The 25,800-nt window shown below is 59.5% G+C and carries 22 protein-coding genes; 11 read left to right on the forward strand and 11 right to left on the reverse strand.

Annotation, left to right across the window (positions count from 1 at the left end; all coding sequences use genetic code 11):
* Window positions 1-31: 31 nt before the first annotated feature.
* On the forward strand, window positions 32-271 hold the full coding sequence (locus RC54_RS00110) for a hypothetical protein (protein WP_244216421.1): 240 nt from the start codon (window positions 32-34) through the stop codon (window positions 269-271).
* A gap of 327 nt (window positions 272-598) precedes the next feature.
* Here the strand turns inward: RC54_RS00110 and RC54_RS00115 are convergent, their stop codons facing one another.
* From RC54_RS00115 to RC54_RS25945, 5 genes are all read right to left on the reverse strand, one after another.
* Complete coding sequence (locus RC54_RS00115) at window positions 599-1,480, reverse strand: plasmid partitioning protein RepB C-terminal domain-containing protein (protein WP_061789891.1); 882 nt, start codon at window positions 1,478-1,480, stop codon at window positions 599-601.
* A complete protein-coding gene (locus tag RC54_RS00120) occupies window positions 1,477-2,373 on the reverse strand; it encodes a plasmid partitioning protein RepB C-terminal domain-containing protein (RefSeq protein WP_061789890.1) in 897 nt (298 codons plus the stop codon). The genes RC54_RS00115 and RC54_RS00120 overlap by 4 nt, the downstream gene beginning before the upstream one ends.
* Before the next feature lie 2 nt (window positions 2,374-2,375).
* Entirely contained in the window at window positions 2,376-3,959 is a 1,584-nt protein-coding gene (locus tag RC54_RS00125) for a recombinase family protein (RefSeq protein ID WP_082803151.1), read from the reverse strand.
* 121 nt (window positions 3,960-4,080) lie between these two features.
* The gene (locus RC54_RS00130) at window positions 4,081-4,539 is read right to left on the reverse strand and encodes a hypothetical protein (RefSeq protein ID WP_244216422.1); all 459 of its coding nucleotides are present in this window, start codon (window positions 4,537-4,539) and stop codon (window positions 4,081-4,083) included.
* Window positions 4,540-5,241: 702 nt separating this feature from the next.
* Window positions 5,242-5,694, reverse strand: coding sequence for an HNH endonuclease (locus RC54_RS25945; protein WP_082803150.1), 453 nt, complete (start codon window positions 5,692-5,694; stop codon window positions 5,242-5,244).
* Between the two features lie 61 nt (window positions 5,695-5,755).
* Between RC54_RS25945 and RC54_RS25645 the strand changes: the two genes are divergently transcribed.
* From RC54_RS25645 to RC54_RS00150, 3 genes are all read left to right on the forward strand, one after another.
* Window positions 5,756-6,811 (forward strand): YgjP-like metallopeptidase domain-containing protein, encoded by a 1,056-nt coding sequence (locus RC54_RS25645; RefSeq protein WP_164471183.1) that lies wholly within the window; start codon window positions 5,756-5,758, stop codon window positions 6,809-6,811.
* A 467-nt stretch (window positions 6,812-7,278) separates the two neighbouring features.
* Window positions 7,279-8,166 carry a hypothetical protein gene (locus RC54_RS00145; protein WP_061789888.1) on the forward strand — a complete coding sequence of 296 codons (888 nt, stop codon included), beginning with the start codon at window positions 7,279-7,281 and terminating at the stop codon, window positions 8,164-8,166.
* Between the two features lie 27 nt (window positions 8,167-8,193).
* Complete coding sequence (locus tag RC54_RS00150) at window positions 8,194-10,527, forward strand: EAL domain-containing protein (protein ID WP_061789887.1); 2,334 nt, start codon at window positions 8,194-8,196, stop codon at window positions 10,525-10,527.
* 17 nt (window positions 10,528-10,544) lie between these two features.
* On the opposite strand, the gene RC54_RS00155 is transcribed toward RC54_RS00150, so the two are convergent.
* Window positions 10,545-10,835 carry a DUF4148 domain-containing protein gene (locus RC54_RS00155; RefSeq protein WP_058893813.1) on the reverse strand — a complete coding sequence of 97 codons (291 nt, stop codon included), beginning with the start codon at window positions 10,833-10,835 and terminating at the stop codon, window positions 10,545-10,547.
* A 222-nt stretch (window positions 10,836-11,057) separates the two neighbouring features.
* Between RC54_RS00155 and RC54_RS00160 the strand changes: the two genes are divergently transcribed.
* Entirely contained in the window at window positions 11,058-11,729 is a 672-nt protein-coding gene (locus RC54_RS00160) for a heavy metal response regulator transcription factor (RefSeq protein ID WP_061789886.1), read from the forward strand.
* A complete protein-coding gene (locus tag RC54_RS00165; RefSeq protein WP_061789885.1) occupies window positions 11,726-13,135 on the forward strand; it encodes a heavy metal sensor histidine kinase in 1,410 nt (469 codons plus the stop codon). Before RC54_RS00160 ends, RC54_RS00165 begins: the two co-directional genes overlap by 4 nt.
* A gap of 39 nt (window positions 13,136-13,174) precedes the next feature.
* On the opposite strand, the gene RC54_RS00170 is transcribed toward RC54_RS00165, so the two are convergent.
* Window positions 13,175-13,435, reverse strand: coding sequence for a helix-turn-helix domain-containing protein (locus tag RC54_RS00170; protein WP_017452712.1), 261 nt, complete (start codon window positions 13,433-13,435; stop codon window positions 13,175-13,177).
* 258 nt (window positions 13,436-13,693) lie between these two features.
* On the opposite strand from RC54_RS00170, the gene RC54_RS00175 reads away from it, so the two are divergent.
* On the forward strand, window positions 13,694-14,971 hold the full coding sequence (locus RC54_RS00175) for a DUF445 domain-containing protein (protein ID WP_058893815.1): 1,278 nt from the start codon (window positions 13,694-13,696) through the stop codon (window positions 14,969-14,971).
* A gap of 23 nt (window positions 14,972-14,994) precedes the next feature.
* Here RC54_RS00175 and RC54_RS00180 read toward each other — a convergent pair whose 3' ends face one another.
* Window positions 14,995-16,614 (reverse strand): acyl-CoA synthetase, encoded by a 1,620-nt coding sequence (locus RC54_RS00180; protein WP_061789903.1) that lies wholly within the window; start codon window positions 16,612-16,614, stop codon window positions 14,995-14,997.
* Between the two features lie 341 nt (window positions 16,615-16,955).
* Between RC54_RS00180 and RC54_RS00185 the strand changes: the two genes are divergently transcribed.
* The 4 genes from RC54_RS00185 to RC54_RS00200 are packed head-to-tail and all read left to right on the forward strand — an operon-like array spanning window position 16,956 to window position 22,821.
* Window positions 16,956-19,691, forward strand: coding sequence for a type VI secretion system Vgr family protein (locus RC54_RS00185; protein WP_061789902.1), 2,736 nt, complete (start codon window positions 16,956-16,958; stop codon window positions 19,689-19,691).
* A gap of 3 nt (window positions 19,692-19,694) precedes the next feature.
* Window positions 19,695-21,440, forward strand: a complete 1,746-nt coding sequence (locus tag RC54_RS00190; RefSeq protein ID WP_244216423.1) for an esterase/lipase family protein — start codon at window positions 19,695-19,697, stop codon at window positions 21,438-21,440.
* Window positions 21,437-22,525, forward strand: coding sequence for a T6SS immunity protein Tli4 family protein (locus RC54_RS00195; RefSeq protein WP_061789883.1), 1,089 nt, complete (start codon window positions 21,437-21,439; stop codon window positions 22,523-22,525). Before RC54_RS00190 ends, RC54_RS00195 begins: the two co-directional genes overlap by 4 nt.
* A gap of 29 nt (window positions 22,526-22,554) precedes the next feature.
* Window positions 22,555-22,821 carry a PAAR domain-containing protein gene (locus RC54_RS00200; RefSeq protein ID WP_058893818.1) on the forward strand — a complete coding sequence of 89 codons (267 nt, stop codon included), beginning with the start codon at window positions 22,555-22,557 and terminating at the stop codon, window positions 22,819-22,821.
* A 17-nt stretch (window positions 22,822-22,838) separates the two neighbouring features.
* Here the strand turns inward: RC54_RS00200 and RC54_RS00205 are convergent, their stop codons facing one another.
* From RC54_RS00205 to RC54_RS00215, 3 genes are all read right to left on the reverse strand, one after another.
* A complete protein-coding gene (locus RC54_RS00205; RefSeq protein WP_061789882.1) occupies window positions 22,839-24,443 on the reverse strand; it encodes a methyl-accepting chemotaxis protein in 1,605 nt (534 codons plus the stop codon).
* 203 nt (window positions 24,444-24,646) lie between these two features.
* Window positions 24,647-25,018, reverse strand: coding sequence for a TetR/AcrR family transcriptional regulator (locus tag RC54_RS00210; protein WP_231738865.1), 372 nt, complete (start codon window positions 25,016-25,018; stop codon window positions 24,647-24,649).
* A gap of 131 nt (window positions 25,019-25,149) precedes the next feature.
* On the reverse strand, window positions 25,150-25,788 hold the full coding sequence (locus RC54_RS00215) for an ABC transporter ATP-binding protein (RefSeq protein ID WP_061789881.1): 639 nt from the start codon (window positions 25,786-25,788) through the stop codon (window positions 25,150-25,152).
* Window positions 25,789-25,800 lie beyond the last annotated feature (12 nt).

Raw genomic sequence — 25,800 nt, forward strand, 5'->3', positions numbered from 1 at the left:
CTGCCAGGTCTGGTAACACTAAGGGGATAAAGTGAGCAGTCAAAACGACGATCAGCGCCGCACGGGAGAAGACGATCTATGGATTGAGCTGGAAAGGCTGATTGAGCATGATGATGGGGCTGCAGCGCGATCACATCTAGAGGCTGGCCGCTGGATTACATATCGGGATAGAAATTATCCTGGCTTCATGGTGCGCGAATGGCCCAACGGCAAGCGCGAATTGATGCAGGGAGACCTGCACGGGAATATCATTGTGCTCCGTACTCTTTGAGAGTGGACTTTGTTATAACGCCTTCCAATGCGTGACAAACTGGAAAACAGGCTGCAAATTTAAGCGAGCATCCATTAAAGATAATGCAGTGTTGCAAATCGGTATGTATCGATTGCACTAACGTGATTTTTAAAAAGCAAGAATTTCTGGTACATTGATGAGATTGCCCTTGAGGCCTTAGTTTTACCTATGCCATGTTTGGCATAGAAAAAGCCCAGCTTCTGTTGGGCTTTTTTGCATCCGATCTAAACTGAACACAGACCCTTACGTCGCTGATCTGATTGACCACGTTCAATGAAGTACATAAATCGAAATTAAGTATTTTATTTATTGATCAATCGAAATGGTGTTCACAATGATTTCGAATTCGGCAAATATCTCTGGCTGCCGCTGCTGAAGGTAGAGCGACACCGCCTTGTTTTCAAGTAGTTTTGCCAGGTATCCCTTTGCTAGTACAAGATGCAGGACATCTTGGCCATACGTTTGCTCGACGGTCTTGTACTGCACCTGCAAATTGCTCATCTCGCGCTCCATCTTTGCAATCTGCTCTTGCGAGACGCCTCCCATACGCTGTGGTTTCTTCCCCTCAACGAGCATCGCCGCCGGCGTGGCGACAAGCATTGCCTCTGCATATGCTATCGTGACGTTGTTAGCCGCCACCATAAGTTCGACGCATTCGACCTGCCGCGTCGGCTTCATCCGGCGCAGCACAGGTGAAATCGCTGATGAGAACTGTCGATCCGCCAGTAGTTCGACAGCCTCCGGGCATATTCCGTCCAATAGTGTTAGCTTTTTTGTGATCTGGCTGATATCCACGCTGAGAGCTTTGGCCAGGCGTTGTGCTGTGATGCCGCGCTCAATCGCACGGCGCATCATGAAATGCTCTTGGATTGTCGAAAGCCGGTTGATGCGGCTGTTATATGTATAACTCTCGTCGTCCGTCGCCAATAGGCAAAGTGCCTCTGTGCAGTTCAATTGTCGCAAAGCGATGAGCCGGATATGTCCGTCCAACAAAATGTACTGATTTGAGTCTTTGCCAGTGGGAATTACCGATAGGGGTTCAATTAAACCAATTTCTTCGATTGATGACAGGATCTGGATGAATTTTCGCAAAGATTGCGTCTCGGGCGGAATCTTACGCGACGGCAGGATCTGATCGATTGGAAGACTCATCGGCTCTGGAATGAAGCCCAGTGTTATGTTGCTCATGCCGCATGACCTAAAGACCAGACCCGTTCGGCAAGATACTTTGGCAGCGTATCAAGCCCCTCTGCTCGTAGCAGTGTCGTAAAATGCTCGTCCCCTAGCAATTGACGAAGAGCACCGGTCACAAACAGTAAGCGCTGTTGGGAAAATTCAGCCTTCTTGACCATCATCTTCTGCCTTGCCACCTCTTTCTGATAAGTCCGGATCAAACTCGACGAAGTCACGTCGCTTCGCTTACGTCTAGGGCCAGCGGCCATCGAGCGCCCCATCGACTGTCGGCTTTCAATTATGCGTCGCGCCTGTAACAATTGTTGACCGCGCAGATCGCCGGATTCATAGGCATCTTGCAGAGCGACTTGGACAGCCTTATTGTCGTCCCCAGCATTGGCAATCATGATCGCTGCGGTGATCGGGATGCGTCCTTTTGAAACTGCAACTAGCAGTCGCTCTTCACCATCCCGCAGCAAGTTCAAAATGGCCTGGACATACTCTGCGCGAAGGCCGGTTTTGGTTGCAATGATCTTTTTGTCATATCCCTGTTTGTGTAGGCGTTCGATCCCTTGCAACACTTCCAGCGGTTGATATTGACGACGTGCGATGTTTTCAGTGAGATTCATGAGGAGAGCATCTTCATCGCTGACGGTCACGACAAGCGCCGGAATAGTCGCCTCTCCCAAAAAGCGGAAGGCCTTTACCCGTCCCTCACCACATATCAGTAAATAATGCTCGGTTCCATCTTGTTTCTTCCGTGGAGTCACAGTAATCGGCTTTTTCAATCCTATCGTTTTGATGTTTGCGACAATTTCTTCGAAAATACGGTTGTTGCGCTCCCTAGGATTGAGTATTTCGATTTGGTCGATCGGAATCATCCGCATCTCGCTCAGCCTTTGTTCCATGATCAAGCGGCCCTCCTCACGCGAATTCGTTCAGCCATGCCGTATAGATAGTCCAGCGTATCGTACCTAAAGGTATCGAACTCAATAGGATTGTGCTCCCGTAAATTGACGCGGGTGTGGCCGAAATCGAGCCGCGGCAGAAGATAGTAGTCGAGCGGACTTTGGTTGAGCCGATCGAGTCGGACCGCGACCGTGATGTCCGGTGCTAGGCTGGTATCGAAACGCACCTTCCAAGAGTACCTTCCTGCACCGTTTTTCTGGCAGCGTGCAAGCACCAAGGAGACGTTGAACTCCCCGTTCAACAGCAGCATGTCGGTAGCCGGGTCGCGTTGAACTGAACCTCCGAGCCCGGCAATAGCCTTTTCCGTCTGGGAGACTATTGTTGGATGGTAGCGCCGCAGGAAGCGGTTTGCCTCGAGATAGAGGTAATCCCGATCCGGAGAAAATCCCACCGTCTGGTACGCTTGCAGCAAGCTGCCAAATCGGTGCGAGTACACGGCAGTGGACGGCATTCCTTCGGTTTCATTTATTATCAGGCCTGACAAGAAGCCGCGATGCTCATACAGGTTGCGTAGCCGCTCGATTAATTCCGCATTGGTATAGCGCCTGGCACGCGCATGCATGATACCCCGCACCGTATAAAACATTTCGGCCGCGACGATGGGATCGAACGCGCCATCTTTTCGCACCCACATCTCAGGTGTGTTGATTACGTGCACCTTCTTGAGTTTGAAGGAGGTCCGGTTGTATAGGTTGTTGCCGATGTATTTTTCGTTTGTGAGTACCTCGTGTACTGTGGCGCGAGTCCATTGTCGCCCCAGATCGGTCTTGACCAACATGGCGTTAAGGCGTGCGGCAATGTCGGATTCGACTAAACCGTCGTCTATGAACCAGCGGTAGATTTGATTGACGATTCGGATTTCATCGTCCGTTCCGGGAGCCAAGATAACGCGGTCGGTCTGCAAGCTCTTGTGCTCGCCGCGCTGGAGCTCGGCTTTTATGTTGCCGTTCTGGTCAATTAGGATACGGCGCAACCCGTAGCCGGCCGGGCCGCCCTGGCGAAATCCCAATTCGATCAGACGGCACTGGCCAGCGAACACCTTGGCCGACAGCTCACGGCTATATTCCCCTGCCATGGCTCGCTTGACGCCTTTGACGATGGTAGAGACCGGCGAACCGTCGTTTTCGAACTGCTCAGCGCAGTACACTACCTGGATACCGGCACGGCGGCAGCGGTACTCGTAGTACGCGCTTTCGTCGGCGTCCTGGAAACGGCCCCAGCGGCTAACGTCGTATACCAGGATCATCTCGAAGTCCCGCTCGTCGCTCTCGACGTCTCGCAACAGTTGCTGTAACGCTTCGCGCCCATCAATACGTAAGCCGCTTTTGCCGGCATCGGTGTAGGTCCGGATGATTTCGATGTGTCGTCTGCTGGCGTATTCTCGGATCTTATCAGCTTGGTTTTCGGTGGAGTATTGCTGGTGTTCGGTCGACATTCGAACGTACTCCACGGCGCGCCTAACAGACGGTGACAGCGAGTCGCCCTGTGGTGAAGTGTCGAAGTCAGAGAATTGGTCGTGCAGCATAGACGTCAACCCCCAAGTTGTTAAATCAGGAGTTCCGAAGCAAGGATCCAAGGTCGATGTCGCCGGGGAACATGTCTTATACGATAACAGTGTCGGCCGCAGCTTCGAACAAGTCCTCTCTTTACAACGACGGATGCGGCATCGATGCGCGTGACAGCACTCTGATTTCGACGATCCACAGGCCCATCTTTGCAATCATGGACTCGTGTACAGGACTGATCTGGTAGAGGCCGGACCGCAGGTCAGGCATGTCATTTTGGCTATTTGGCGCGTCCATCGTTGCAATCAACTTGCCACGTTTCTTGGCATTGCGGCTACGTTGTTTTTCGCGGTTCTGTTCTACATAATCCGGATGCTCGCCCCGGTAGTTGCGCCAGTAGTCGACGTTTCGGCTGCACCACGCCTGCTGTGCACGGGCTTGATTGTCTACGTAGTCTGGATCATGCAAGAGTTTCTCTTTGTGCCATCGGCGCTTGCGGGTACGTTGGCAGGTGGGGTTGGAGCAATAAGCCTGGCGGGGCGAGTGGGGGTTCGGTTCGAACTTTTTCCCGCAGGCAGCACAGCACTTTGTGTTCATCATCGTTCTCCATGCCGACGGCAAGAACGAATAATAGTGCTATCTGTTACGCGCTAGTTATCTGACGAGCATTATTCATTGCTACTAAATATTCCAATGGGGCAATGAAGAGATCAGGTTCTTAGCATCCTGTTCTCCATCATGGGGAGGGATGTGCTTGCTGAAGTTTCGCTCTTCTCGCCGACTCTAAGTTCCAGTGATTTTCAGGGCAAAATTTGAACCATTCTGGAGCTCCTACCTTTAGCAGATGAAGCATTGCTCATACTCCGCCGGTCGAGGGTGATGGGAGAACTTTGTAGCGGCCTTCCTCTGTCCTCATCTTGGCCTGGCTGCAAAAGAAAAGTCTCACCAGATGCTTACCAAAATCTCATTTGACGCTTCCCACACCCCGCAGAGCCTTATCTGACGAGGCAGAAAATCTCACCTTATGAGTCTCGCTACATCAATGTAGCGGGAACCGTAATGTGAGATTTTGGGAAGTATCTATTGAGACATTTATTGATAGATGCATCTTGATAGTTTGAGCTGATTGAACCCAGATTGGCGCTTACTCTGGAAGAGAGCGGCCATCTCATTGAGTTGACCGTTCTCTTTTAGCCCTGCTCGGAGCGAGGGCCGGACAAGACCTGTTTGGCCGGCACCGTAATTTTGGTGGCCGCTGTGGCATGGCAGCTCAAATGGACGCGCAGGAGTAATCGAAATGGTTCACTCCGGGCGCCGAAGCTCCCGATTCCTATGGAATTGCAAATACCGAGCGTGCGATGGCTTTAGGTCATTGATTGACCAGTCGATTGATACGCCAAGCTGTCTTCTTGCCGAAAGAGGTAGTGAGTCTGAAACGATTAGTCGTCCATCGTCAGAGAATGAAATCCATCCACCGTCGAACAGCGCATCAATATGAGGGGCCAAGAGCAGGCCATTGAAGACATCCAACCTTTCATCATCCGATTCACATTTTGCCCAAGGCTTGATGTGAGATGCCCGAAGAAGGCCGGGTACAGCTAAACCCGTCACGCAGCAGCAGCCCTGCCAGTAGTCAAGCAGCGCAGCTCTAAAAATGTCTTGGCCCACCCGTTGAATGATTAGGCGCTCAGCTTCTGTCGATTGCGGGAACTTTGCTTTCTCCTGCCGGAATTTATCAGCCACCCGGTTGGGCATTGTTCTGGCAATAGCGGATGCTCGCTGAACACATAAGAATGGACCGTTGCTACCTGCGTTCTTGGAGTTGCAGATCCAATCTAAATATGGCCGCAACTATTTCTTGTCTTGTGCCAAAGGATCAACTGGTCTTTCGTCGCTGAACTCTACTCAGCTAAAGAGCTTCCCGGTAATACTTCCTCCATTTGAAGAGCAGCTTCGTATTGCGCGTGTTATTCAAACATGGAGCGGTGCTATTGCCGCTGCAGAGAAACTCCTTGCCAATAGCTACAAGCAGAAGCAGGCGGTGATCGGCTGTTTCCTGATGCCAGGCCACCGCAGCCACGGCGGCGAAACCCACGAGCGCATGCGCAAGGCGCTGCCGCGTGCGGCCTATGTGGCTTTCACCGGCACGCCCTTGCTGAAGAAGGACAAGACGGCCAACAAATTCGGTTCCATCGTGCATGCCTACACCATGCAGCGCGCCGTGGAAGACGGCACGGTGGCGCCACTGCTGTATGAAGAGCGTGTGCCGGAACTGACGGCACTGCCAGAGATCAAGCAAGCTGTGCGCAAGCGTGCAGCCTGGATCTGGCAGCAGTTGCAAGCAGTGACGCGGCGCAGACTGCACGTACTTCCCAGGGAATACGTCAGTGGTGAGACGCACTTCTATCTCGGCCGGCGTCACATGCTGAAGGTCTTGCGCGCCGAAGGTGGCGAATCGGGTGTGCGTCTATGGCGCGGCCGATTGGAGATCAGGGCCGTGAGGCCAGACGCCCTAACTGTGCGCAAACTGTTGGAGGACTGGTACCGGCAGCGTGCTACCGATGTATTTGCCAAGGTGCTCCTCGAGATGGCGCCACGCCTGGGACTGCGCCGAACAATGCCACCGGTGCGTCTGCTGTCCATGCGCACGCAGTGGGGCAGTTGCTCACCTAAAGGCGAGATATTGCTCAATCCATCGTTGGTGAAGGCACCCAGGCCATGCATCGAGTACGTTGTTGCACACGAACTGTGTCATCTGCGCGAGCACAACCACAGCGATCGTTTCTACAAGCACCTGGCGCGAGCATTGCCGGATTGGGAGGCGCGCAAGGCGGAGCTTGATGAGCTGGCGGAGCTGTTGCTCAATCGGTGAGGCGCTGACCAAGACTCATGGCGCGATCGTTAAAGTCGGACGGACGCTAACATCCTCTACCAGACCGGATGTCGTCCACTTGTATGACGCGCAATGAACAGGCGTGACGAAGTTGCATGAACTCCGACCTATGCCGAAGAGTTTGATGACCCTCTCCTGTTGCCCGCATGACTTGGACGGTATATCGAGGGAGATTGTAATGCTCAAGAAGCCTCTACGCATTACATTGCAATACCAACACATACGCTCAACACCCCACATCCAGCCCCCAAAAATCCCACATCCTCACGCCCCAAACCCGCCCCCACCCTGCTTCCCTGCCCATTTGCCAACTTCTGTGCAAGCGCACCACAAAACCCAATACCCCCACGCACAAATCCTTGCGATTCTCCCCCCGTCTGCCTAACATCAACTAACAATTCGAGCTCCCCGCCGCCATGAGTAAAGACAAGTCGAGCGCCCGAAGCGTGCTCGCAGTCTTGCTCATCCTGGCCATGGGTTTGTTCTGCACCGGCATCGCCCGCGCACAATCCGCCGCCAGCCACGGTCCCATCATCGAGATCAAGCTCGCCGATCTCAATGACGACAATCCCCTCATCAACTATCGCATGGCCGTTCTGGAACTGGCCATGCGCGCCAGTGGCAAGCCCTTCGTGATCAAGGGCTGCCAGGTAGCTAACGTGGCCACCTCGGACCAGCGCTACGTGCAACTGATCCAGTCCGGCCAGTACTGCAACCTGATGGCGACCTCGGCCGGCAGCGGCATGACGCGCTCGCTGGAGGCGATCCCCTTCCCCATCTATCTGGGCGGCGGCGGCTATCGCGTGCTGTTGGCGCATCGCCAGAGCCTGGAGCACGCCCAGGCGATCCGCACGCTCAATGACCTGCGTCGCTTTAGCATCGGCTCCGGCACCGGCTGGGTCGATACCAGCATCATGCAGGCCAACCAGCTTCAGGTCGTGCAAGACAGTTACCTGAACCTGTTCGCGATGCTCAAGGCGCGTCGCTTCGATTTCTACAACCGTTCCATCTTCGAGGCGGTCGGCGAGCTGGAGACCTATGACCGCGAGCAGCAACTGGCCATCGTGCCGGACCTGGTGCTGTACTACCCGGCCGACCTGTTCTTCTACACCACACCCGGCCGCGATGACATCTGCGCGGCCTTACTCGATGGTCTCAAGAAGATCCATCGCAGCGGCGCTCTGCTGGAGCTGATCCAGCAGCATCGCTCCACCCGCAATGTGCGCCAGGCCATGCAGGGCAGGCATCCGCGCGTCATTGCCTTGGACAATGATCGGCTCACGCCCATGGAGCGCCAGGCCATCGAGACCTACAAACTGGATTGGTTCAAGTAACCCCATCTTCGACCTGCGCGTGCCGCCATGAACAAGAACACCAACAGCCTCGGCCTCTACATCGCTTTTGCCATGCTGCTGGCCTTGAGCCTGCCGGTGGTGGTAGCGCTGACGGTGCTCAATGGCACGCGCGAAAAGCAGATCAGTCGCGAGATGCAAGAACTGGTCGATGAAAAATCCGAGAGTCTGCAACACAGCCTGGTACTGCCGGTGTGGAGCCTGGACCAGGCGCACATGCGCGCCCTGCTGCAAGGGGCCATGCTCGATAGTCAGGTGGTGGCGGTGGAAATCCGTGATCCAGAGGAGAAGATCATCATCCGTCAGGAAGAGCCGCTGCGCAGGTCCGGTAATCTCATCACGCGCAGCGTGCCGTTGGTGATGCCGCAGCAGGAGCGCAAGCTCAGTCTCGGTAGCGTGCAGGTGGTGATGTCGGATGCCCAGTTGCAGCAGAAGCTGGCGGCCGACAAGCGCTTCCAGACCCTGGTGCTGCTGGCGCAGGCGGTGGTGTCGCTGCTCATCATCGGGCTCTTGGTCTATCGTCGCATCCTGGCGCCGATCAGCAAATTGACCCAGGCGACCGAACGCATCCAGCATGGCCATTTCGATACCCGCATCGTGCTGCCGCAACATGATGAGATCGGGGTACTGGCGTGCCACATGGATGCCATGCAGACCAGCCTCAAGGCGCTCTTCGATGAGCAGGCGGCGATCCTGCGCAATATCCCGGCCGGCGTGCTGTTCGTGCGCGATGGGCGGATCGCCTTTGCCAATGGCGCGGCGCAGACCATGTTGGGTTGGCCGACGGACCAGCTGGAGGCGCTGCCTTGTGCACAGATTTTTCAGGATCCGTTGCAGCAGGCGGTCTATGTCACCAACAAGCTGGTGCGTGAGCAGGGTGCGGCCGGCGAGATCGTCTTGCTCAAGCGCGGTGACGGTCACAGCTTCCCGGCGGAATTGCATTGCGCGATGATCGATGGCGCCAGCCCGGGAGGACAGATCTGGGTCATCATCGATGTCTCCGAGCGGCTGGAGGCGGAAAACCGGATCGACCGTCTGGCCTTCTATGACCCGGTGACCGAGCTGCCCAACAAGAAGCTGTTCCTGGACCGCTTGCGGCGCAGTCTGGTGCGGCAACAGTCGCAGGGCTCACCGATCGCGGTGTTCTACCTGGAGATCCACCGTGCCGACCTTTCCCATGGGCTGGTCAAAGCCGATGATGCCGACCATCTCAGCAAGGAATGTGCGCGCCGCCTGGGGGCTTGCGTGAGTGTCGACCAGACCCTGGCGCGTCTGGATGGCGAGCACTTTGCGCTGGGCTGCGAGATCCGCAGTGAGGCGCTGGCCGACGGCATCCGCTTCTGCGAGGCGCTGGCTCGCCGGCTCACCGCAGCACTGGCCGAACCGCAAGGGGTGGCGGTGAGCTTCCCGTATTCGCTCAATATCGGTATCAACATCCTGCGCGGCCAAGTGCAATCGGCCGAGGAAGCCTTGATGCAGGCCAAGCTGGCCATGGTGCAGTCACTGGCGGCCGGGCGCAATGCCTTCCGTTTCTTCGACCCGGCCATGCAGGCCCTGGCCAGCCAGCGCAGCGCGCTGGAAGTGGAGCTGCGCGAAGCGGTGGCGCAGGGGCAGTTCGTGGTCTACTACCAGCCGCAGGTGACCTACGAAGGCCAGGTGGTGGGCGCCGAGGCGCTGGTGCGCTGGATGCATCCGAGCAAGGGCATGGTCGCGCCCGCGCAATTCATTGCGGTGGCCGAACAGCTGGGGTTGATGGAAGAGATCGGTCACCTGGTGCTGGAGGTCATCTGCTGCGACCTGGAAAGCTGGCAGCGGGCAGGATTGGCGCAGGACCTGGTGGTGGCGGTCAACGTGTCGGCGCAGGAATTCAAGGTCGATCATTTCGTGGCGCGCTTCCACGAGACCATCCGTCACCATCGCCTCCATTCGAAGGCGGTGAAGGTAGAGCTGACCGAGAGCATGATGATTGAAAATATCGATGAGGTCATCGAAAAAATGAATGACCTGAAGTCTCATGCGGTGTCGATTTCGCTGGACGATTTCGGCACCGGGTATTCGTCGCTGTCCTATCTGGGGCGTTTCCCGATCGATCAGATCAAGATCGACCAGAGCTTCGTGCGTCAGATTCAGACCGATGCTGCCACGGCCAGCATCATCCGTAGCATCATCATGCTGGGCCAGAGCCTGGGCTTGTCCATCATTGCCGAAGGGGTGGAAACCCAGGAGCAGCGCGACCTGCTCCATGCGCAGGGTTGCACGCTGTACCAGGGTTTCTGGTATGGCAGGCCGATGCCGGGCGAGCAGTTCGCAGCGCTGTTGCAGACGCCGCTACCTGCATCTTGAGCATTACGACAGCCTGCTTACGCGCCGTTGTAGAGCGAGGAATCCAAGGCCTGGCCTTGGGTGCTGTTGTCGCTCACGGATGGCTTGGCGCCGCTGTTCTGCATCGGCTCGCCCAGGCGCGCGGCTTGCAGTTCGGCCAGGACATCGGCGCGGGTCTTGCTGCTCTGGAATTTGACGACGGGATAGTTGTTGTGAGCGTTCAGGTTGGCCTGGTCACGCGCGGCCTCGGTGGTGACGGTGGATTGGGCGAAGGCCGAGACGGAGAATGCGGTGGCCAGGGTGGCGATGATGAGATGCGAGGTTTTCATGGTGGGGCTCCTTTGTAGAGAGGTTTGACAAGGCCCGCTGGCGCGCTATGGGGGGAGGTCGCGGCAGGGGCGGCGCGATCGTCAGGACTGGTTCTGGCGGTTCGTTGGAATGGATTCTAGGGCGTGGCTGCGCACAGAAAGATTGCCTAGTCATTACAGATTTGTAATGAATGCCGTACGCCGCTGGTTCACAATACCGGCTTATCCGTCAAAGATCCGATCATGCATATCCTGTTGGTAGAAGATGAACCGAAATCTGGCGACTACCTGCGGCGCGGCCTGACCGAGGCCGGTTTCGTGGTGGATTGGGTGCAGACCGGCGTGGATGGCCTGCACAACGCGCGCACGCTGGACTACAAGCTCATCATCCTGGATGTGATGCTGCCCGGTATGAATGGCTGGGACATCCTGCGCGAACTGCGCCGCACGCACGACACGCCGGTGCTGTTCCTGACCGCGCGCGACGAAGTGGAAGACCGCGTCAAGGGCCTGGAGCTGGGCGCCGACGATTACCTGGTCAAGCCCTTCGCTTTTACCGAATTGCTGGCGCGTGTGCGCACCCTGCTGCGGCGTGGCCCCAGCCGCGAGGCCGATGTGATCGAATATGACGATGTGGTGGTCGATGTGGTGCGACGCAAGGTCAGCCGCGCCGGTCAGCGCATCGATCTGACCGCCAAGGAATTTGCGTTGTTGTACATGTTGATCCGTCGCCCGGGTGAAGTTTTGTCACGCCCCCAGATTGCCTCGCAAGTGTGGGATATGAACTTTGACAGCGATACCAACGTAGTGGATGTGGCTGTGCGGCGTCTGCGTGCCAAGCTGGATGAAGGTTTCGACCAGAAACTGCTGCATACCGTGTGGGGCATGGGCTACGTCTTCGAGGTCAGGCGGTGAGCCGTACGCCGGCGTCGATGAGCCTGCGGCTGGTGGTGCTGTTCGGGCTGCTGGCGCTGGCGCTCTTTACTGCCGTGGGCAGTTATCTTTCGCATTCGCTGCATGTGCAACTGGAGCGGCGCGATGATGAAGAACTGGCCGGCAAGTGCCGCTCCATCAATCACCTGGTGGAACATGCCGCGTCGCTGGAGGATATCCTGGCGCGCCGCCACCTGATGCTCGACACCCTCTCCGGCCACGACCAGATGCTGGTGCGCATCGCCCGCGCCGATGGCAGCACCCTGATGGAAAGCCACGACCCGGCGCGCAGTGCCCCGGACCTGGATCTGTCGGCGATCAACGTCCGCAGCTGGGACCGCATCGAAGCGCTGCGCGTGGGCGAGCTGCGCGCACGCTATATCGCCAGTATGCCGGCTACGCGCTCGGGTGAAAAAACCATCGTGCTGGTGGTGCGCACCGCCTCGGACCGCATGTTGCTGCTGGCCGACTATCGTGCCGATGTGTGGTGGGCAGCGGGGATCGGCACCCTGCTGGCTACGCTGCTGAGTTATTTCCTGGTGCGCAGCGGCTTATCTCCCTTGCGCATGATGGCGGCGCAGACGCGCGCCATTTCCGCCCACAAGCTCGACACCCGGCTCGACCTGCAGGCCGCCCCGCGCGAGCTGCACGAGATCGTGCAATCCTTCAACGAAATGTTGGACCGCCTGCATCGCAGCTTCCAGCAATTGAGCCAGTTCTCGGCCGATCTGGCGCATGACGTGCGCACCCCCCTCAACAATCTCATGGTGCAGACCCAGGTGGCGCTGGGCAAGCCGCGTGGCATTGATGAGTACCAGGCGCTGCTCAGTTCCAACATCGAGGAATACGAACGGCTCTCGCGCATGATGGAGAGCATGTTGTTCCTGGCCCGTGCCGACAATGCCCACGTGGTATTGCAGCTGCAGGAGCTGGATGTGGCGGAGGAACTGAGCCGCATCGCCGAGTATTTCGAGGGTATTGCCGAGGAGGCGCAGGTGCGCATTGCCGTCAGCGGCGCCGGGCACCTGCGGGCCGATACCATGCTGCTGCGTCGGGCGGTGGGCAACCTGGTGGCCAATGCGATTCGCTATACGCCTGCTGACGGTGTCATTACCTTGCAGGCCAGCCTGACCGAAGGGGCTACCATCATCGAGGTGGCCAATCCTGGCCCCGGCATCCCGCCCGACCAGGTCGAGCGCATCTTCGATCGCTTCTACCGCGCCGATCCCTCGCGCAGCAGCGCCGGCGGCTCCAGCGGATTGGGGCTGGCCATCGTGCGCACCATCATGGCATTGCATGGAGGACAGGCCAGCGTGCACAGCGAACCGGGGCGGCAGACGGTTTTTGTCCTGCGCTTTCCCACGGCGCAGGCGAGTTTGTCGGGCTAGTCCTGAAAGACTGGAGCGAGGCGCTGCGGCCACGCTGGTTCAGCGTGAATCTTCACTCGGCAATGACAGCAGCGAGATGCGCATCAGGTCGGGCAGTTCCATTTCCAACGCGATAGCCAGGGCTTCCATGTTGTCGACGGAAATATTCCTCTCACCGCGTTCAACTTCGCTGAGATAGGTGCGACTGATGTCAGCACGGAAGGCAAGTTCTTCTTGTGACATCTCTTTCAGCCGGCGTACCCTGCGGACGTTTTGTCCGAAGATGACGCGGGCGCTCGGTGGAGTCTCTTGATTTTTCATGAGCGCAGGGATCGGGCGGCTAGGGGTGACGGTCGATTAGCTACAATTACAAAGGCACAAACTATCGGTGACAAACACTTATACCTCCGAATCTCTTGGTAATTAATCGAAATTTATCGAGATTCTGTTCGTAATTTGAGTAGTCAATTTTCGAAAATCTACTAGTGATCTTTAGAAAAATTTCAGAACTTTGCCTTTAGTTTGCACTCCTCCTCTCATCGTGCGAGTGACCCGCCGTTCCGTTTCTCATCGCCTGCCATGGACAAACATCAAGCCTTGCGTCACACCAAACGATGGGCCCTGGGATGCCTGCTAGGATCGGCAGCCTTGTTCGTGGCTGCCTCGCTGGCACCGGCCAGCACCGGCAGCGCTCTGCTGCGCGCCATGGCCGAAGCGGCCATGGTAGGCGCGCTGGCCGACTGGTTTGCGGTGACGGCATTGTTTCGACGTATTCCCCTGCCGCTGCTGGCACGGCATACGGCCATCATCCCGCGCAACAAGGAGCGCATCGCCGACAACCTGGCGGTGTTCGTGGAAGAAAAATTCCTGAGTCCGCAGTCGCTGGTGAATCTGGTGCGTCGGCATGACCCGGCGCAGCGCCTCTCGGCCTGGATGGCCGATCCTGACCATGCCGCCCGCCTGGGCCACTACATGGCGCAGGCAGTGGCGGGCGTGCTCACGCTCACCGACGACCGCCGCATCCAGGCCTTCGTGCGCGAGGCCTTGCATACCGCGCTGGGCAAGCTGGACCTGTCGCGCTCGCTGGCCAGCATCCTCGACACCCTGACCCTTGATGGCCGCCACCAGCAACTGCTGGACCGCGCCATCGTGGCCCTGGCCGAACTGCTCAACCGCGAAGAGACACGCGATTTCATCGCCGAGCGCATGGTCGACTGGCTGCAGCGCGAATATCCCAAGATCGAAAAACTGCTGCCCTCCAACTGGATCGGCGAGAAGTCCGCCGCCACTCTGGCCGATATCCTCGACAAGCTCTTGAGCGGCATCGCCCAGGATCCGCATCATTCGCTGCGCCAGGCCTTCGACCGTCAACTGGCCAGCTTCATCACACGCCTCAAGCAAGACCCGGCCCTGCGCGCGCGGGCCGAACAGATCAAGCGCGAAGTGCTGCAGGGCGAGGCCGTCAACGCCTATGTGGCCGGCCTGTGGGACAGCCTGCGCGATTGGCTGCGACAAGATCTGGAGCGAGCCGACTCAGCCCTGCACGCCCAAGCGGCTGCTGCCACCCAGTGGATAGGCCACGCCCTGCAGGACGATGTCGAACTGCGCGCCTCTCTGAACAAGCACCTGGAACAGGCGGTGGCCACCTTGAGCCCGGAACTGGCGCAACTGTTGACGCGCCACATCAGCGACACCATCAAGCAATGGGACAGCGCCGAACTGTCGCGCCAGATCGAACTGAACATCGGCCGCGACCTGCAATACATACGCATCAACGGCACCCTGGTCGGTGGTCTGATCGGGGCCGTGTTGTTCGCGCTGTCATGGTTGATGCAATGGCTGGTGCATGGTGTATGAGCCAGCCCTGGTGATGATGGGCGCTACGGCTCCATCTCCTTGAGCGTCTTGCGCATGATCTTGCCGGTGGCCGTGGTCGGCAAGGCATCGACGAAGGCAATCATGCGCGGATATTCATGTGCCGCCAGTTGCGCGCGCACGTGCTGCTGCAGCTCCGCCACCAGTGCGGCTCCTGGCGCATGACCCTCCTTGAGCACGACAAAAGCCTTCACCACCTCGGTACGCAGCGCATCCTTGACCCCCACCACCGCCGCGATGCGCACGGCCGGATGGCGCATCAGGCATTCCTCGATCGGCGCCGGTCCGATGCGATAACCGGCGCTGGTGATGACGTCGTCATTGCGCCCCAGATAGCGGATATAGCCGGCTTCATCCATGTTGCCCAAGTCACCGGTCAACAGGAAGTCACCGGCGAACTTCTCGCGCGTGGCGTCTTCATTGCGCCAGTAGCGCAGGAACATTACCGGGTCCGGTGCGCGGATGGCGATGTGACCCACTTGGCCGCGCGGCAGGAGATGGCCTTCTTCATCGACGATCTGCACCTCATGCCCCGGTACTGCCCGCCCCATGCTGCCCGAGGCGCTGGGATAGAGCTGTGAGGAAGAGGACACCACCAGGTTGCACTCGGTCTGGCCATAGAACTCGTTGATGGTCACGCCCAGCGCCTCGCGGCCCCAGGCGATCAAGTCGTCACCCAGCGTCTCCCCGCCACTGGCCACGCTGCGCAGCGAGAACGGCCACCGCGAGCGTGGATCGGGCGTGCCGCGCAGCATCTTCAAGGCGGTCGGCGGAAAGAACACATTGCGGATCTGATGCCGCGCCAGCAGACCGAAGACCGTCTCGGCATCGAACTTCTCCAGCCGCCGCGCCAGCACCGCCACGCCGTGATACAGCGCTGGCAGCAGCACGTCGAGCAAGCCCCCGATCCAGGCCCAGTCAGCCGGAGTCCAGAAGCGATCCCCCGGTTGCGGAAAACTGTCGTGCGAGACCTCCACCCCCGGCAGATGGCCCAGCAACACGCGATGCGCGTGCAGCGCACCCTTGGCCTTGCCGGTCGTGCCGGAGGTATAGATGATCATGGCCGCCTCATCGGCGCGCGTCATGACCGGCTCCAGCACCGGCGAGGCAGCGCGCAGGCGATCCCAGAAGTCGGTGGTCTGCGGCAGCACGATGTCGGACGGCTCCACGCAGAACACCACCTTCAAGGCCGGCAGTTCGCCTGCCAGGTGGAGCTTGTCCATGCCGCTGGCATCGGTCACCAGCGCCACCGCTTCGCTGTTGTCGAGCCGGTAGGCGATGGCCTGCGGCCCGAACAGGTAGAACAGCGGCACCGTCACCGCGCCCAGCTTGTAGGCGGCCAGGTGGGTGATGACGGTTTCGATGCGCTGCGACAGGTAGATGCCGATGCGATCCCCGCGCCCGATACCGGCCTCGGCCAGCGCATTGGCGAACTGGTCGCTCAAGGTCTTGAGCTGGTCGAAGCTCCAGGTGGTGAGGCTGCCGTCGCTCTCCTCGCAGAGGATGGCGGTGCGACCGCTGCCATCGGCCCAGCGATCGCAGGCGGCGATGGCGATGTTGAAGAACTCGGGGATGTGCCATGCGTAGGGCGTCCGCTCTTGCTGATCGCCATTGCCGTCCTGCAGGTAATGGGCGCGAGTGATCGTCGGGCGTGGCGGGATGTCTGGGGTCACGTTGGTCTCCTTGGAGGATGCGGTGGGCCTGGCCTGCATCGGGCGTGGGCTCCGGGAATGGCGGATGTCGCTGGCTGCCTATCATAACGTCCCCGCCCGCTGGCAGCAGGGCACAAGGAAATGTCATGCCGGAAGTGCGCCGGTCGAACTCCGACGATTTTCGCCATCAACTCCTCCTCCTCGCACTTAACTGCGCGTGGTCTGCCGCTAGCATGAGCCCTCCCGTTAACCTGCGCCGTCTTCGCCGCATCGGCCTGTGAGACAGCGCCCGCGAGGACTTCCGCATGTTGCCCATGACCCTCACCACCGCGTTGGCCGCCTGGACCCAGTCGGCGCGCGCCATCCGCCTGCGTTTGCCAGACTCGCACCAGCACCTGCAGGAAACACTGTTGGTCACCCATGTGGCCGGCAGCGAATCCGTCTGCGGTGCGCTGGACTATCAACTGTTCTGCATCTCGACTACCTCCGGTCTGGAGCTCAAGCAATTCATGGCGCTGCCGCTCGAATTGCAGTTCGTGACCGACGGTGGGCAGTTGCGTACGGTCTGCGGCTTCGTCGCCGAAGCCACCGAGGGCCAACTCGATGAAGGGCTGGCGCGCTACCGCCTGGTGCTGCGCGACGCACTGGCGCTGATGGGCCAGCGCATCAATACCCGCGTCTTCCTGCACGCCAGCGAGCAGGACATCACCCAGGTGATGCTGCAGGAATGGCGCCAACGCAATGCTTTGCTGGCCAGCAGTTTCGAGGTGGATTGGTCGCTGATGAGCGAGCTTGGCCCGGCGCGCGAATTCACCATGCAGCATAACGAATCCGACGCCGACTTTCTGCGCCGCCTGTGGAAGCGGCGCGGCATCAGCTGGTTCATCCGTCCCGGTGAGCCGCTCGCGCCGAACCAAAGCCACAGTGCGCGCCATACCCTGGTGCTGTTCAATGAGGCCTTTGAGCTGCCGCGCAACGTCGCGCAGATGGTGCGTTATCGGCGCGACCATGCGCCCCAGGAGCAGGACCGCATCCTCCGATGGAGCGCCACGCGCCAGCTGCGGCCCGGCAGCGTGAGTCGTCATGCCTGGGACCATGTGCCCGCTGCGGCCATGCGCAGCCATGTCGATATGCGCGTGGACCAGGGCGAGCTGGGCAACCGGTTTGCCTCCATTCTCGATGACTATCTGATCGACGTCCCGCACATCGGCGAGGACCACGAGGACTATCAGCAGTTGGGCCAGTTGCGGATGCAGCGTCACGCCTACGAAGCCAAGTGCTTCCACGCCGAATCGGACGTGCGCGCGCTGCGCGTGGGCGAATGGATCGCGGTGGAAGACCACCCGGAACTGGAGCGCCACCCTGCGCATGAGCGCGAGTTCATCCTGACCCGGCTGGAGGTCTATGCCGAAAACAATCTCCCGGCTGCGCTGGACGAACATCTGCAGTCCTCGGGCGCGCTGGCCGGCTGGCCCCTTGCGCCGGAGCTGGCAGCGCTGCGCCAGCGTTGTCATGCGCAAGGCCGGCGCTACCTCAATCGCTTCGACTGCGTACGCCGCGGCACGCCGATCCTGCCGGCCTTCGACCCGCGCCGCGACCTGCCCAGGCCGCGTCTGCAGAACGCGCACGTGGTCGGCCCGGCAGGTGAAGAGTTGTATTGCGACGCACTGGGCCGCGTCAAGCTGCGCTTCCCCGGCACGCGCATCGAAGATCACGCCCATGCCAACGGCGCCGGCGCCAATGATAGCGAACGCGATTCGGCCTGGGTGCGCGTGACCAGTTACTGGGCTGGCAGCCAGTGGGGAGCGATCAGCCTGCCGCGCATCGGCGATGAGGTCATCGTCGACTTCCTGGGCGGTGATCCTGACAAGCCCATCGTGGTTGGCCGCGTCTACAGCGGCCTGGCCTTGCCGCCTTCCTTCAGCCAGATCGGCAGCCTGCCCGGCAACCGCTTCCTGGCAGGCATCAAGAGCAAGGAAGTCCAGGGCTACCGCTACAACCAGCTGCGACTGGACGACACGCCGCATCAGATCAGCGCGCAACTGTCTTCGGAGCATGGCCACAGCGAACTGAACCTGGGCTGGCTCACCCATCTGCGCCACGAAGGCCATGGCGAGGCCCGCGGCGTGGGCGCTGAGTTGCGCACCGATGAAGCGCTGGCCCTGCGTGGAGGACGAGGCGTGCTCATCAGCGCTGCCGCACGCGAGCGCGCCAGCGGCGGCCAACTCGACCGCCAGGAAATGCTGGGCCTGCTGCGCGTGCTGCAGGATGTCCAGCAGCAGTTGGCCGAGCTGGCCAAGACCCATGACGCCGGCAGCACCGAGGCCAAGACCTTTCAGGCACTGCGCGAGCAGCTTGCAGGCTGGGAGGCCGGCAGCAACACCGATGCCCAGGGCAGTGGCGGCGGCAAGCCCGTGGTCGCCGTCACCGCCCCGGCGGGCGTGGCCATCACCAGCGAGGACGGCGTGGCCATCGGGGCGCAGACCCAGGTCGACATCATCAGCGTGGGCAACACCCAGCTCTCGGTGGGCAAGCGACTGCTGGCACGCGTGGCCGAGAGCATCAGCCTGTTTGCCCAGCGTCTGGGCATCAAGCTGGTGGCCGCACGCGGCAAGCTGGAGTTGACCACCCATGCCGACGATATCGAAGCCAGCTCGGCCAAGCGCATCGTCCTGAGCGCCGCCGATGAAATCGTGCTGCAGGCCCCCAAGTTGCGGCTGCTGGCCGAGGGCGCGCAGATCGACCTGGGCGGTGGCGCGATCACCCAGCAGAGCAGTGGCGACCACGTCATCCGCTCGGCTGACTTCCATCATTTGAACGGTGCCGACGCACAGCCTCCGGGTGTGCCAATGCCGGCCAGCCAGATGCGCACCGATGAACGCTTCATCCTGGCGCGGCGTGGCATTGGGCGCCCGCATGTGCGCCAGCGTTACCGCATCGAGCTCGATGACGGCAGCGTCATCGAAGGCGTCACCGATGAGCAGGGCCGCACGGTGTTGAGCCAGGACATGGCTTTGCGTATCGCGCGCTTGCGCATAGTGAAGGAGTAGACGATGAGTGCATCTTCCAATCCGATGCCGACAGCCGAACCGACCCGCCTGGTCGGCACGGCCTGGGATGAAGACGGCAATGACGTGGCGCAGTCGGTGCTGACCGGACAGAACATGAAGGTCAGGGCCTTGTGCCTGACCACGCCGGATGCCGTGGTCCCCATCCTGTTCGTGCCGGGCATCATGGGAACGCGGCTCAAGGTCAAGGGGCGTGACAAGGGCGCGGCGTGGTTCCCGCCCGATACCACATGGGAGGAGCTTGTGCTGGCGCTCAAGTATTTGGTGCGCACGGCGGCAGACCGGCAACGACTGCTCAATCCGGACACCACCGAGGTGGATGAAGACGGACCCGCCTCGCCCGACGACACCAGCAAGATCCTGCTCGCGCTGGCGCCCGGTAAGACCGATGACGAGCGCATCAAGTGGCGTGGCTGGGGACAGCTCCACGCGGATAGTTATTTGCAGATTCTCTCGCTGCTGGAGACCAGCATGGCGATGATTTTCGATCCAGCCAGCCAGGGGACGGTGTTGACTGCCCATTGGAAGGAGCTGGTCATGGATCGGCAGGATGCGGCCAAGCTGGGGGCGCAGAAGCCTTTTGTTCCGCTGGAGGAAGAGCACTTGCGGGATGCTGCCGAATTGCTCTATCCGGTTCATGCGGTTGGGTACAACTGGCTGCAGAGCAACAAGCTCTCAGCCAAGAGATTGGCTGACGAGATCGAACGCATCACCGCGTATTACCGCAGCAAGGGAAAGCATTGCGAGCAAGTGATTCTGGTCACCCACAGCATGGGTGGACTGGTAGCGCGGGCGTGCGCACAACTCCCCGGAATGGATCAACGCATTCTGGGCGTGGTGCACGGTGTGATGCCCGCCATTGGCGCACCCGCGACCTACAAGCGTATCCGTGCGGGGTTTGAAGGGATCGCCCAGGTAGTCCTGGGCCGCAATGCCGCGGACTGCACAGCAGTGATGGCCAATGCACCGGGGCCTCTGGAATTGCTACCGACGGCGCAATACAAGACCTGGACCAATCGCGGCGAACAGCATTGGCTGCGGACCAGTTATCGGGCCATTGGGCAGAGTGGGATGCCCGAGGAGTTGGAGAGCTTTCTGGGGGAGGGTGATCCCTACGCGAATATCTATCTGAACAATACGCCGGATTGGTGGAAGTTGGTGCGGGAGGACTTGATTGACCCGGCGGGTAAAGAGGATCGGGAGCGGGCAGAGAGGGAGGGAACGGTTTTAGTTCAGAAGAAACGACCTTCTTCGGACTTTGATGAATTTGTTTCACAAATGCGAATCGCGAGAACACTTCATCAACAGATTGCAGATAGCTATCACCCCAATACCTATGCGTATTACGCTGCCGACCCGCAACGGCCTGCGTGGAACGAGATCAACTGGAAGTGCGCGCCGATGGTGCCCGGTGATCCCATGAAAGCAAAGCTTGCAGAGGATGATCTGAATGGGATGTTGGAGCTTTGTTTCGGGGAGCATCAATGCCACTACTTCACTCTCCAGAACGGCACCGGCCCTGGGGATGGCACGGTGCCAGCAGAATCGGGTGGCGCTCCGAAGCCGCATGTCGTTCAGCTATTCAAGCATGAGGGAAAGCTGAAATCCCACGACAGTTATGACCACCAGTTTTCCTATAACGCCAAGATTTCGCAGGCGGTCACCCTCTATTCCATTATTAGGATCGTCAGTGCATCGGCGTATTTGAAAACACCTTCAGGAGAAAAATGATCATGAAGACGTCGCTTCGTCTCATCGCTATTTTTGCATTCGCGGCCTGGTTGTTTTTAGCTGGAGATATCTCACCTAAACAAGGATTTTCCATCATGAATGCTGCCCAGGCAAATCAGCCCGCACCGCCTCTTTCAACTTTCTGTACAGGTCGCTTCCTGCTCGATATGCCTGCGGGATCGGTACTCAGTGGTGGTAACTACCGTTACGACTTCGCGCGATTGGAGAAGCCAAAGGCCATGAACCTGGAAGAATTCGACGCGGAAATGATGGCTAAGGAAAAGAAGCTCAGAGCGGCGAAGCATGAAATTGAGCCCAGCTTGTTGCGGTTGTTGGAAAAGCCTGATTCATATTCGTGGATATTCGTCTATTGGGAACATGACTTTAGTGGGGGCATAGCATTAGTAGATGGATATCGCTGGGTTGATGGGACACGTTTTCTCTTTAGAAGTAAGGCAGGCATGAGCAAGCCTCCTACCGGCACGAAGAGTTACCAAGACGATGCAGTCGAACGTATGCGCGCGACACTTGCCGGCTTGAGAAAACGTTCAACGCACGACATCCCAACAGAACCCGGCTATTGTTTTGAAGATGGTTTCATCGCCAACCCGGAATGGGAAAACGAAGAAGCTGGCATCGACATCGACATCGCCGGCCATCCCGATGCCTTCGTCTCCGTCTGGTTCTATCCTCTCTCCATGCGAGCGCACAGTCAGCCATTGCTGGATCGCATGGGTGGTGTGCTGCAAATGCTGGGCCGGATGGCGACCTCAGTGCATGTGCTGCGAAGAGGAGACCGTCAGGTCGGTCCCTACAAGGGCCAGGAGTTTCTGGTCACCGCCCCCAACAGCGGCGGAATGCGCGGCCACAGTTTCATCTGGGAGACCGAGGGCGAAGGTACGCTCGATACCCCTGCGCTGAAGATCGAGTTGACCACCGGTCATCGCGCCAAAGACGGCAATCCCCAAAAGACCAGGCTGACCGATGAACAGGCCATGAAGCTGTGGGATGACGTATTGAATAGCTTCAGATTGCGCCCCGTCGACGCTGTACCACCATCGGCCACCCCCACCCAACCCTCGTGATTTCAACTTTGTCCAGGAAAGGAAGCACCATGCCCCACATCATCCGCCTAGGCGACGCGACTTCCCACGGTGGCAAGGTCACCAGCGTCAGCGCCACCCATTTCAAGGTTGGTGGCCTTCCAGTGGCGCGGGTCGGCGATGCCTGTAGTTGCCCTCAAAAGGGACACGACAACTGCACCATCGTCGAAGGTCATCCCCATCATCGCATCGGTGGTATCGCGGTCGCCTACGAGGGCCACAAGACCAGTTGTGGTGCGACGCTGGTGGCCAGTACCCGCCATTTCAGCGCATCCTAGCGGCCCCCGGCCTGCACTCAGGCATACGCCAGCCGCGCCTTCATCGGCGCGGTGATCACCGCCAGCTCCGGTTCTCTACCCTCCAGCTTGAATACCGACACCAGCCGCGCCAGTTGCGCCGCCTGGTCCTGCAGCGATTGCGCGGCCGCCGCCGCTTGTTCCACCAGCGCCGCATTCTGCTGGGTCACCTGGTCCATCTGCACGATGGCCAGGTTCACCTGTTCGATGCCGGCGCTCTGCTCTTGCCCGGCCGCGCTGATTTCATTGACCACGGCACCCACCCGCTGCACGCTTTGCACCACCTCCTGTATGGTCAATCCGGCCTGCTCGACCAGCTTGCTGCCATCGCTCACGCGTGCCACCGAGTCGCCGATGAGGCTCTTGATCTCTTGCGCGGCGGTGGCCGAGCGTTGTGCCAGCGCGCGGACTTCCGCCGCCACCACGGCAAAGCCGCGCCCCTGTTCACCGGCGCGTGCCGCTTCCACAGCCGCATTCAAGGCCAGGATGTTGGTCTGGAAGGCGATGCCATCAATCACGCCGATGATATCGACGATCTTCTTGGAGGAGGCATCGATGGCCCCCATGGTCTGTACCACCTGGCTGACCACTTCTCCACCCTGGCGTGCAATGTCCGAAGCCGAACCAGCCAACTGGTTGGCTTGGCCGGCATGACTGGCGTTCTGCTTGACGGTGGCGGTGAGCTGCTCCATCGAGGAAGCTGTCTCTTCCAGCGAGGCCGCCTGCTCTTCGGTGCGCGAAGACAAGTCCAGGTTGCCGCGCGCGATCTCGCTGCTGGCCGTGGCGATGGTGTCGGTGGAGACACGCACCTGGCTGACGATGTCCAGCAGGCGATCATTCATCTTCTTCAATGCCCGCAGCAGCATACTGGTCTCATCGCGGCCGCTGTCATCGATGGTCGAGGTCAGGTCGCCGGCTGCTACCGTCTCGGCGACCCGCACCGCACGATCCAATGGAGCGGTGATACTGCGGGTGATCATCAGGGCGATGGTTGCAGCGGCTGCCAGGCCCAGTGCGGTCAGTACCAGCAGCAGCGTGCGGGCCTGTACGTAGTTGTTCTCGACTTCATCGCCGGCGGTTTTCATCATATCCTGCTGCCGTTTGATGAGGGCGTCGGCGGCATTCATGGTGGCGCTTTGCACGGGGCGTACTTCATCGATGAGCACATCGATGGCACCCTCCTTGCCGCCTTGCTGCATCATGTTCAATACCTTGTCGCGCTTGTCCATGTAGGCGGCTAGCGCGCTGCGCAACTTGTCCAACGAGGCGCGGCTGTCGGCGTCGGTGAGCAGTTGGTCGAGCTGGGCCAGGTCGTCGCGCACGGCCTTGTCGGCCCCGGTGATGCGGTCGTATTCGCTCTTGATCTGGGCGTCTTTCTTGAGCAGCAGGATGTTGCGCACCGAGCGCGCGATCAGGTTCAATTGGTCGACGATGTCGCCGGCCACGACGGTCTTGGGATACTTGTCGTGGATGACATCCTTCATCTGGGTATTCAATTGCCCCAGGCGCGCAATGCCGCTGGCGGCCATGGCCAGCATCAGCACCATCAGCAGGCCGAAGCCCAGCCAGAGGCGCACACGGATAGTGACGTTGGAAAGTTGCATGGAATTCCCCTGTTATCGTTTCATTGTCGGTAGGCAAGCCGGTGGCGCGGCGTGACCGGAAGGCAACTATTCACGGACATCCTGATTGCGATCCGGCTGCTTCAGCATAGAAGACAAGCGGGAGGAAGCCAAGCGCAGCGTTGGCGCTGGTCAATAGAAACGCCGCCGCACAAGGCTGCGGCGTCGGAAACAGGCAACACCCTTCAGGTAGTAGTCGGCACCAACGGTCGTGCTGGCACACGCCGACCCAGCACGGCAATGGCCAGTGTCGACACCAGGGCGAGCATGGCCAGGATCAGTCCCATGCTGAGGTTCATTGTAAAGCTGCGGATGCGGGAGGCTGGCTGTTCATCCTGCATTTCCCAGCGCTCAAGCAGGCTCTGGCGTTGCGTCAGCCGCAAACCGATCACGGCCGAGAGGATGTCATCCTTGCTTTTGAAATGATGATAGAAGTTGCCACGCGAGATTCCTACCGTCTCGGCGATGGTGGCAAAGGAGGTATTCTCGTAGCCGGATTCATAGAGCAGGCGATCGGCTTCTCGTACGATCTTCTCGCGTGTATTGACTTCACTCATGATGATGGGGATGGGGAAGAGTGAAATTTAGGACATATGTCCTAATTCGATGGGGGGGGGGCTAGGATGATTGTCCTAGCTCTGTCAATCGGAAGAAAAATACGAGCAGTAGAGCGGATACCCGTCAGCGCTTAATCGCCCAGATCAATCATCCCCGCCAACCTGATCGCCTCCGGCCCCTCATACATCGCCACCACCCACGCCTGCTGCACATCATCGGCATGGGCATTGAGCGTGGTCGCCACGAAGTTGATCGAGGCGCGGTCCAGGCTGGCGTAGGGATCGTCCAGCAGCGTCAAGGTGGCTCCGGCGGCGAAGGCGGCGGCCAGGTAGACCTTGCGCTTGCTGCCGGTGGAGAGCATGAAGAGCTTCTTTTCCAGATGCGGTGTCAACGACAGCCCTTCGATCAAGGCTGGCAGCAGGCCGTGCTCGAAACGGGGATAGCGCTCGGCCAGGGTGGCGAACACTTGCGGTGGCGTCATCTGGTCATAGGCCTCGCTGCGCGGGTCGATGAAGAAGACCCGACGGCGGTAGGCTTCGCCATCGCTATCCAGACGCAGGCCGTCCAGTTCCAGCACGCCGTCGCGCGCCGGCATGAAGCCACCCAGGAGATTGAGCAGCGTGGTCTTGCCACGGCCATCGCCACCGCGCACCAGCGTGACGCCAGCATCGATGCGGGCCGAGAAATCCTGGAACAGGTCCAGGCCGGGATAGGAAAAATTCAGGCGTGATACCAGCAGCAGTGCGGCAGCTTGTGAGGCTTGGGTCATCGGTTCGAGTCT

Source organism: Herbaspirillum rubrisubalbicans (assembly GCF_003719195.1).
GTDB lineage: Bacteria > Pseudomonadota > Gammaproteobacteria > Burkholderiales > Burkholderiaceae_D > Herbaspirillum > Herbaspirillum rubrisubalbicans.

Bases quoted from the DNA above. Each gene is read 5' to 3' on its own strand.
- RC54_RS00215 (WP_061789881.1), bottom strand. From the start codon at position 25,788: ATGACCCAAGCCTCACAAGCTGCCGCACTGCTGCTGGTATCACGCCTG.
- RC54_RS00155 (WP_058893813.1), bottom strand. From the start codon at position 10,835: ATGAAAACCTCGCATCTCATCATCGCCACCCTGGCCACCGCATTCTCC.
- RC54_RS00170 (WP_017452712.1), bottom strand. From the start codon at position 13,435: ATGAAAAATCAAGAGACTCCACCGAGCGCCCGCGTCATCTTCGGACAA.
- RC54_RS00175 (WP_058893815.1), top strand. From the start codon at position 13,694: ATGGACAAACATCAAGCCTTGCGTCACACCAAACGATGGGCCCTGGGA.
- RC54_RS00125 (WP_082803151.1), bottom strand. From the start codon at position 3,959: ATGCTGCACGACCAATTCTCTGACTTCGACACTTCACCACAGGGCGAC.
- RC54_RS00130 (WP_244216422.1), bottom strand. From the start codon at position 4,539: ATGATGAACACAAAGTGCTGTGCTGCCTGCGGGAAAAAGTTCGAACCG.
- RC54_RS00195 (WP_061789883.1), top strand. From the start codon at position 21,437: ATGATCATGAAGACGTCGCTTCGTCTCATCGCTATTTTTGCATTCGCG.
- RC54_RS00185 (WP_061789902.1), top strand. From the start codon at position 16,956: ATGACCCTCACCACCGCGTTGGCCGCCTGGACCCAGTCGGCGCGCGCC.
- RC54_RS00200 (WP_058893818.1), top strand. From the start codon at position 22,555: ATGCCCCACATCATCCGCCTAGGCGACGCGACTTCCCACGGTGGCAAG.
- RC54_RS00150 (WP_061789887.1), top strand. From the start codon at position 8,194: ATGAACAAGAACACCAACAGCCTCGGCCTCTACATCGCTTTTGCCATG.
- RC54_RS00120 (WP_061789890.1), bottom strand. From the start codon at position 2,373: ATGGAACAAAGGCTGAGCGAGATGCGGATGATTCCGATCGACCAAATC.
- RC54_RS00205 (WP_061789882.1), bottom strand. From the start codon at position 24,443: ATGCAACTTTCCAACGTCACTATCCGTGTGCGCCTCTGGCTGGGCTTC.
- RC54_RS00190 (WP_244216423.1), top strand. From the start codon at position 19,695: ATGAGTGCATCTTCCAATCCGATGCCGACAGCCGAACCGACCCGCCTG.
- RC54_RS00115 (WP_061789891.1), bottom strand. From the start codon at position 1,480: ATGAGCAACATAACACTGGGCTTCATTCCAGAGCCGATGAGTCTTCCA.
- RC54_RS00210 (WP_231738865.1), bottom strand. From the start codon at position 25,018: ATGAGTGAAGTCAATACACGCGAGAAGATCGTACGAGAAGCCGATCGC.
- RC54_RS00160 (WP_061789886.1), top strand. From the start codon at position 11,058: ATGCATATCCTGTTGGTAGAAGATGAACCGAAATCTGGCGACTACCTG.
- RC54_RS25945 (WP_082803150.1), bottom strand. From the start codon at position 5,694: ATGCCCAACCGGGTGGCTGATAAATTCCGGCAGGAGAAAGCAAAGTTC.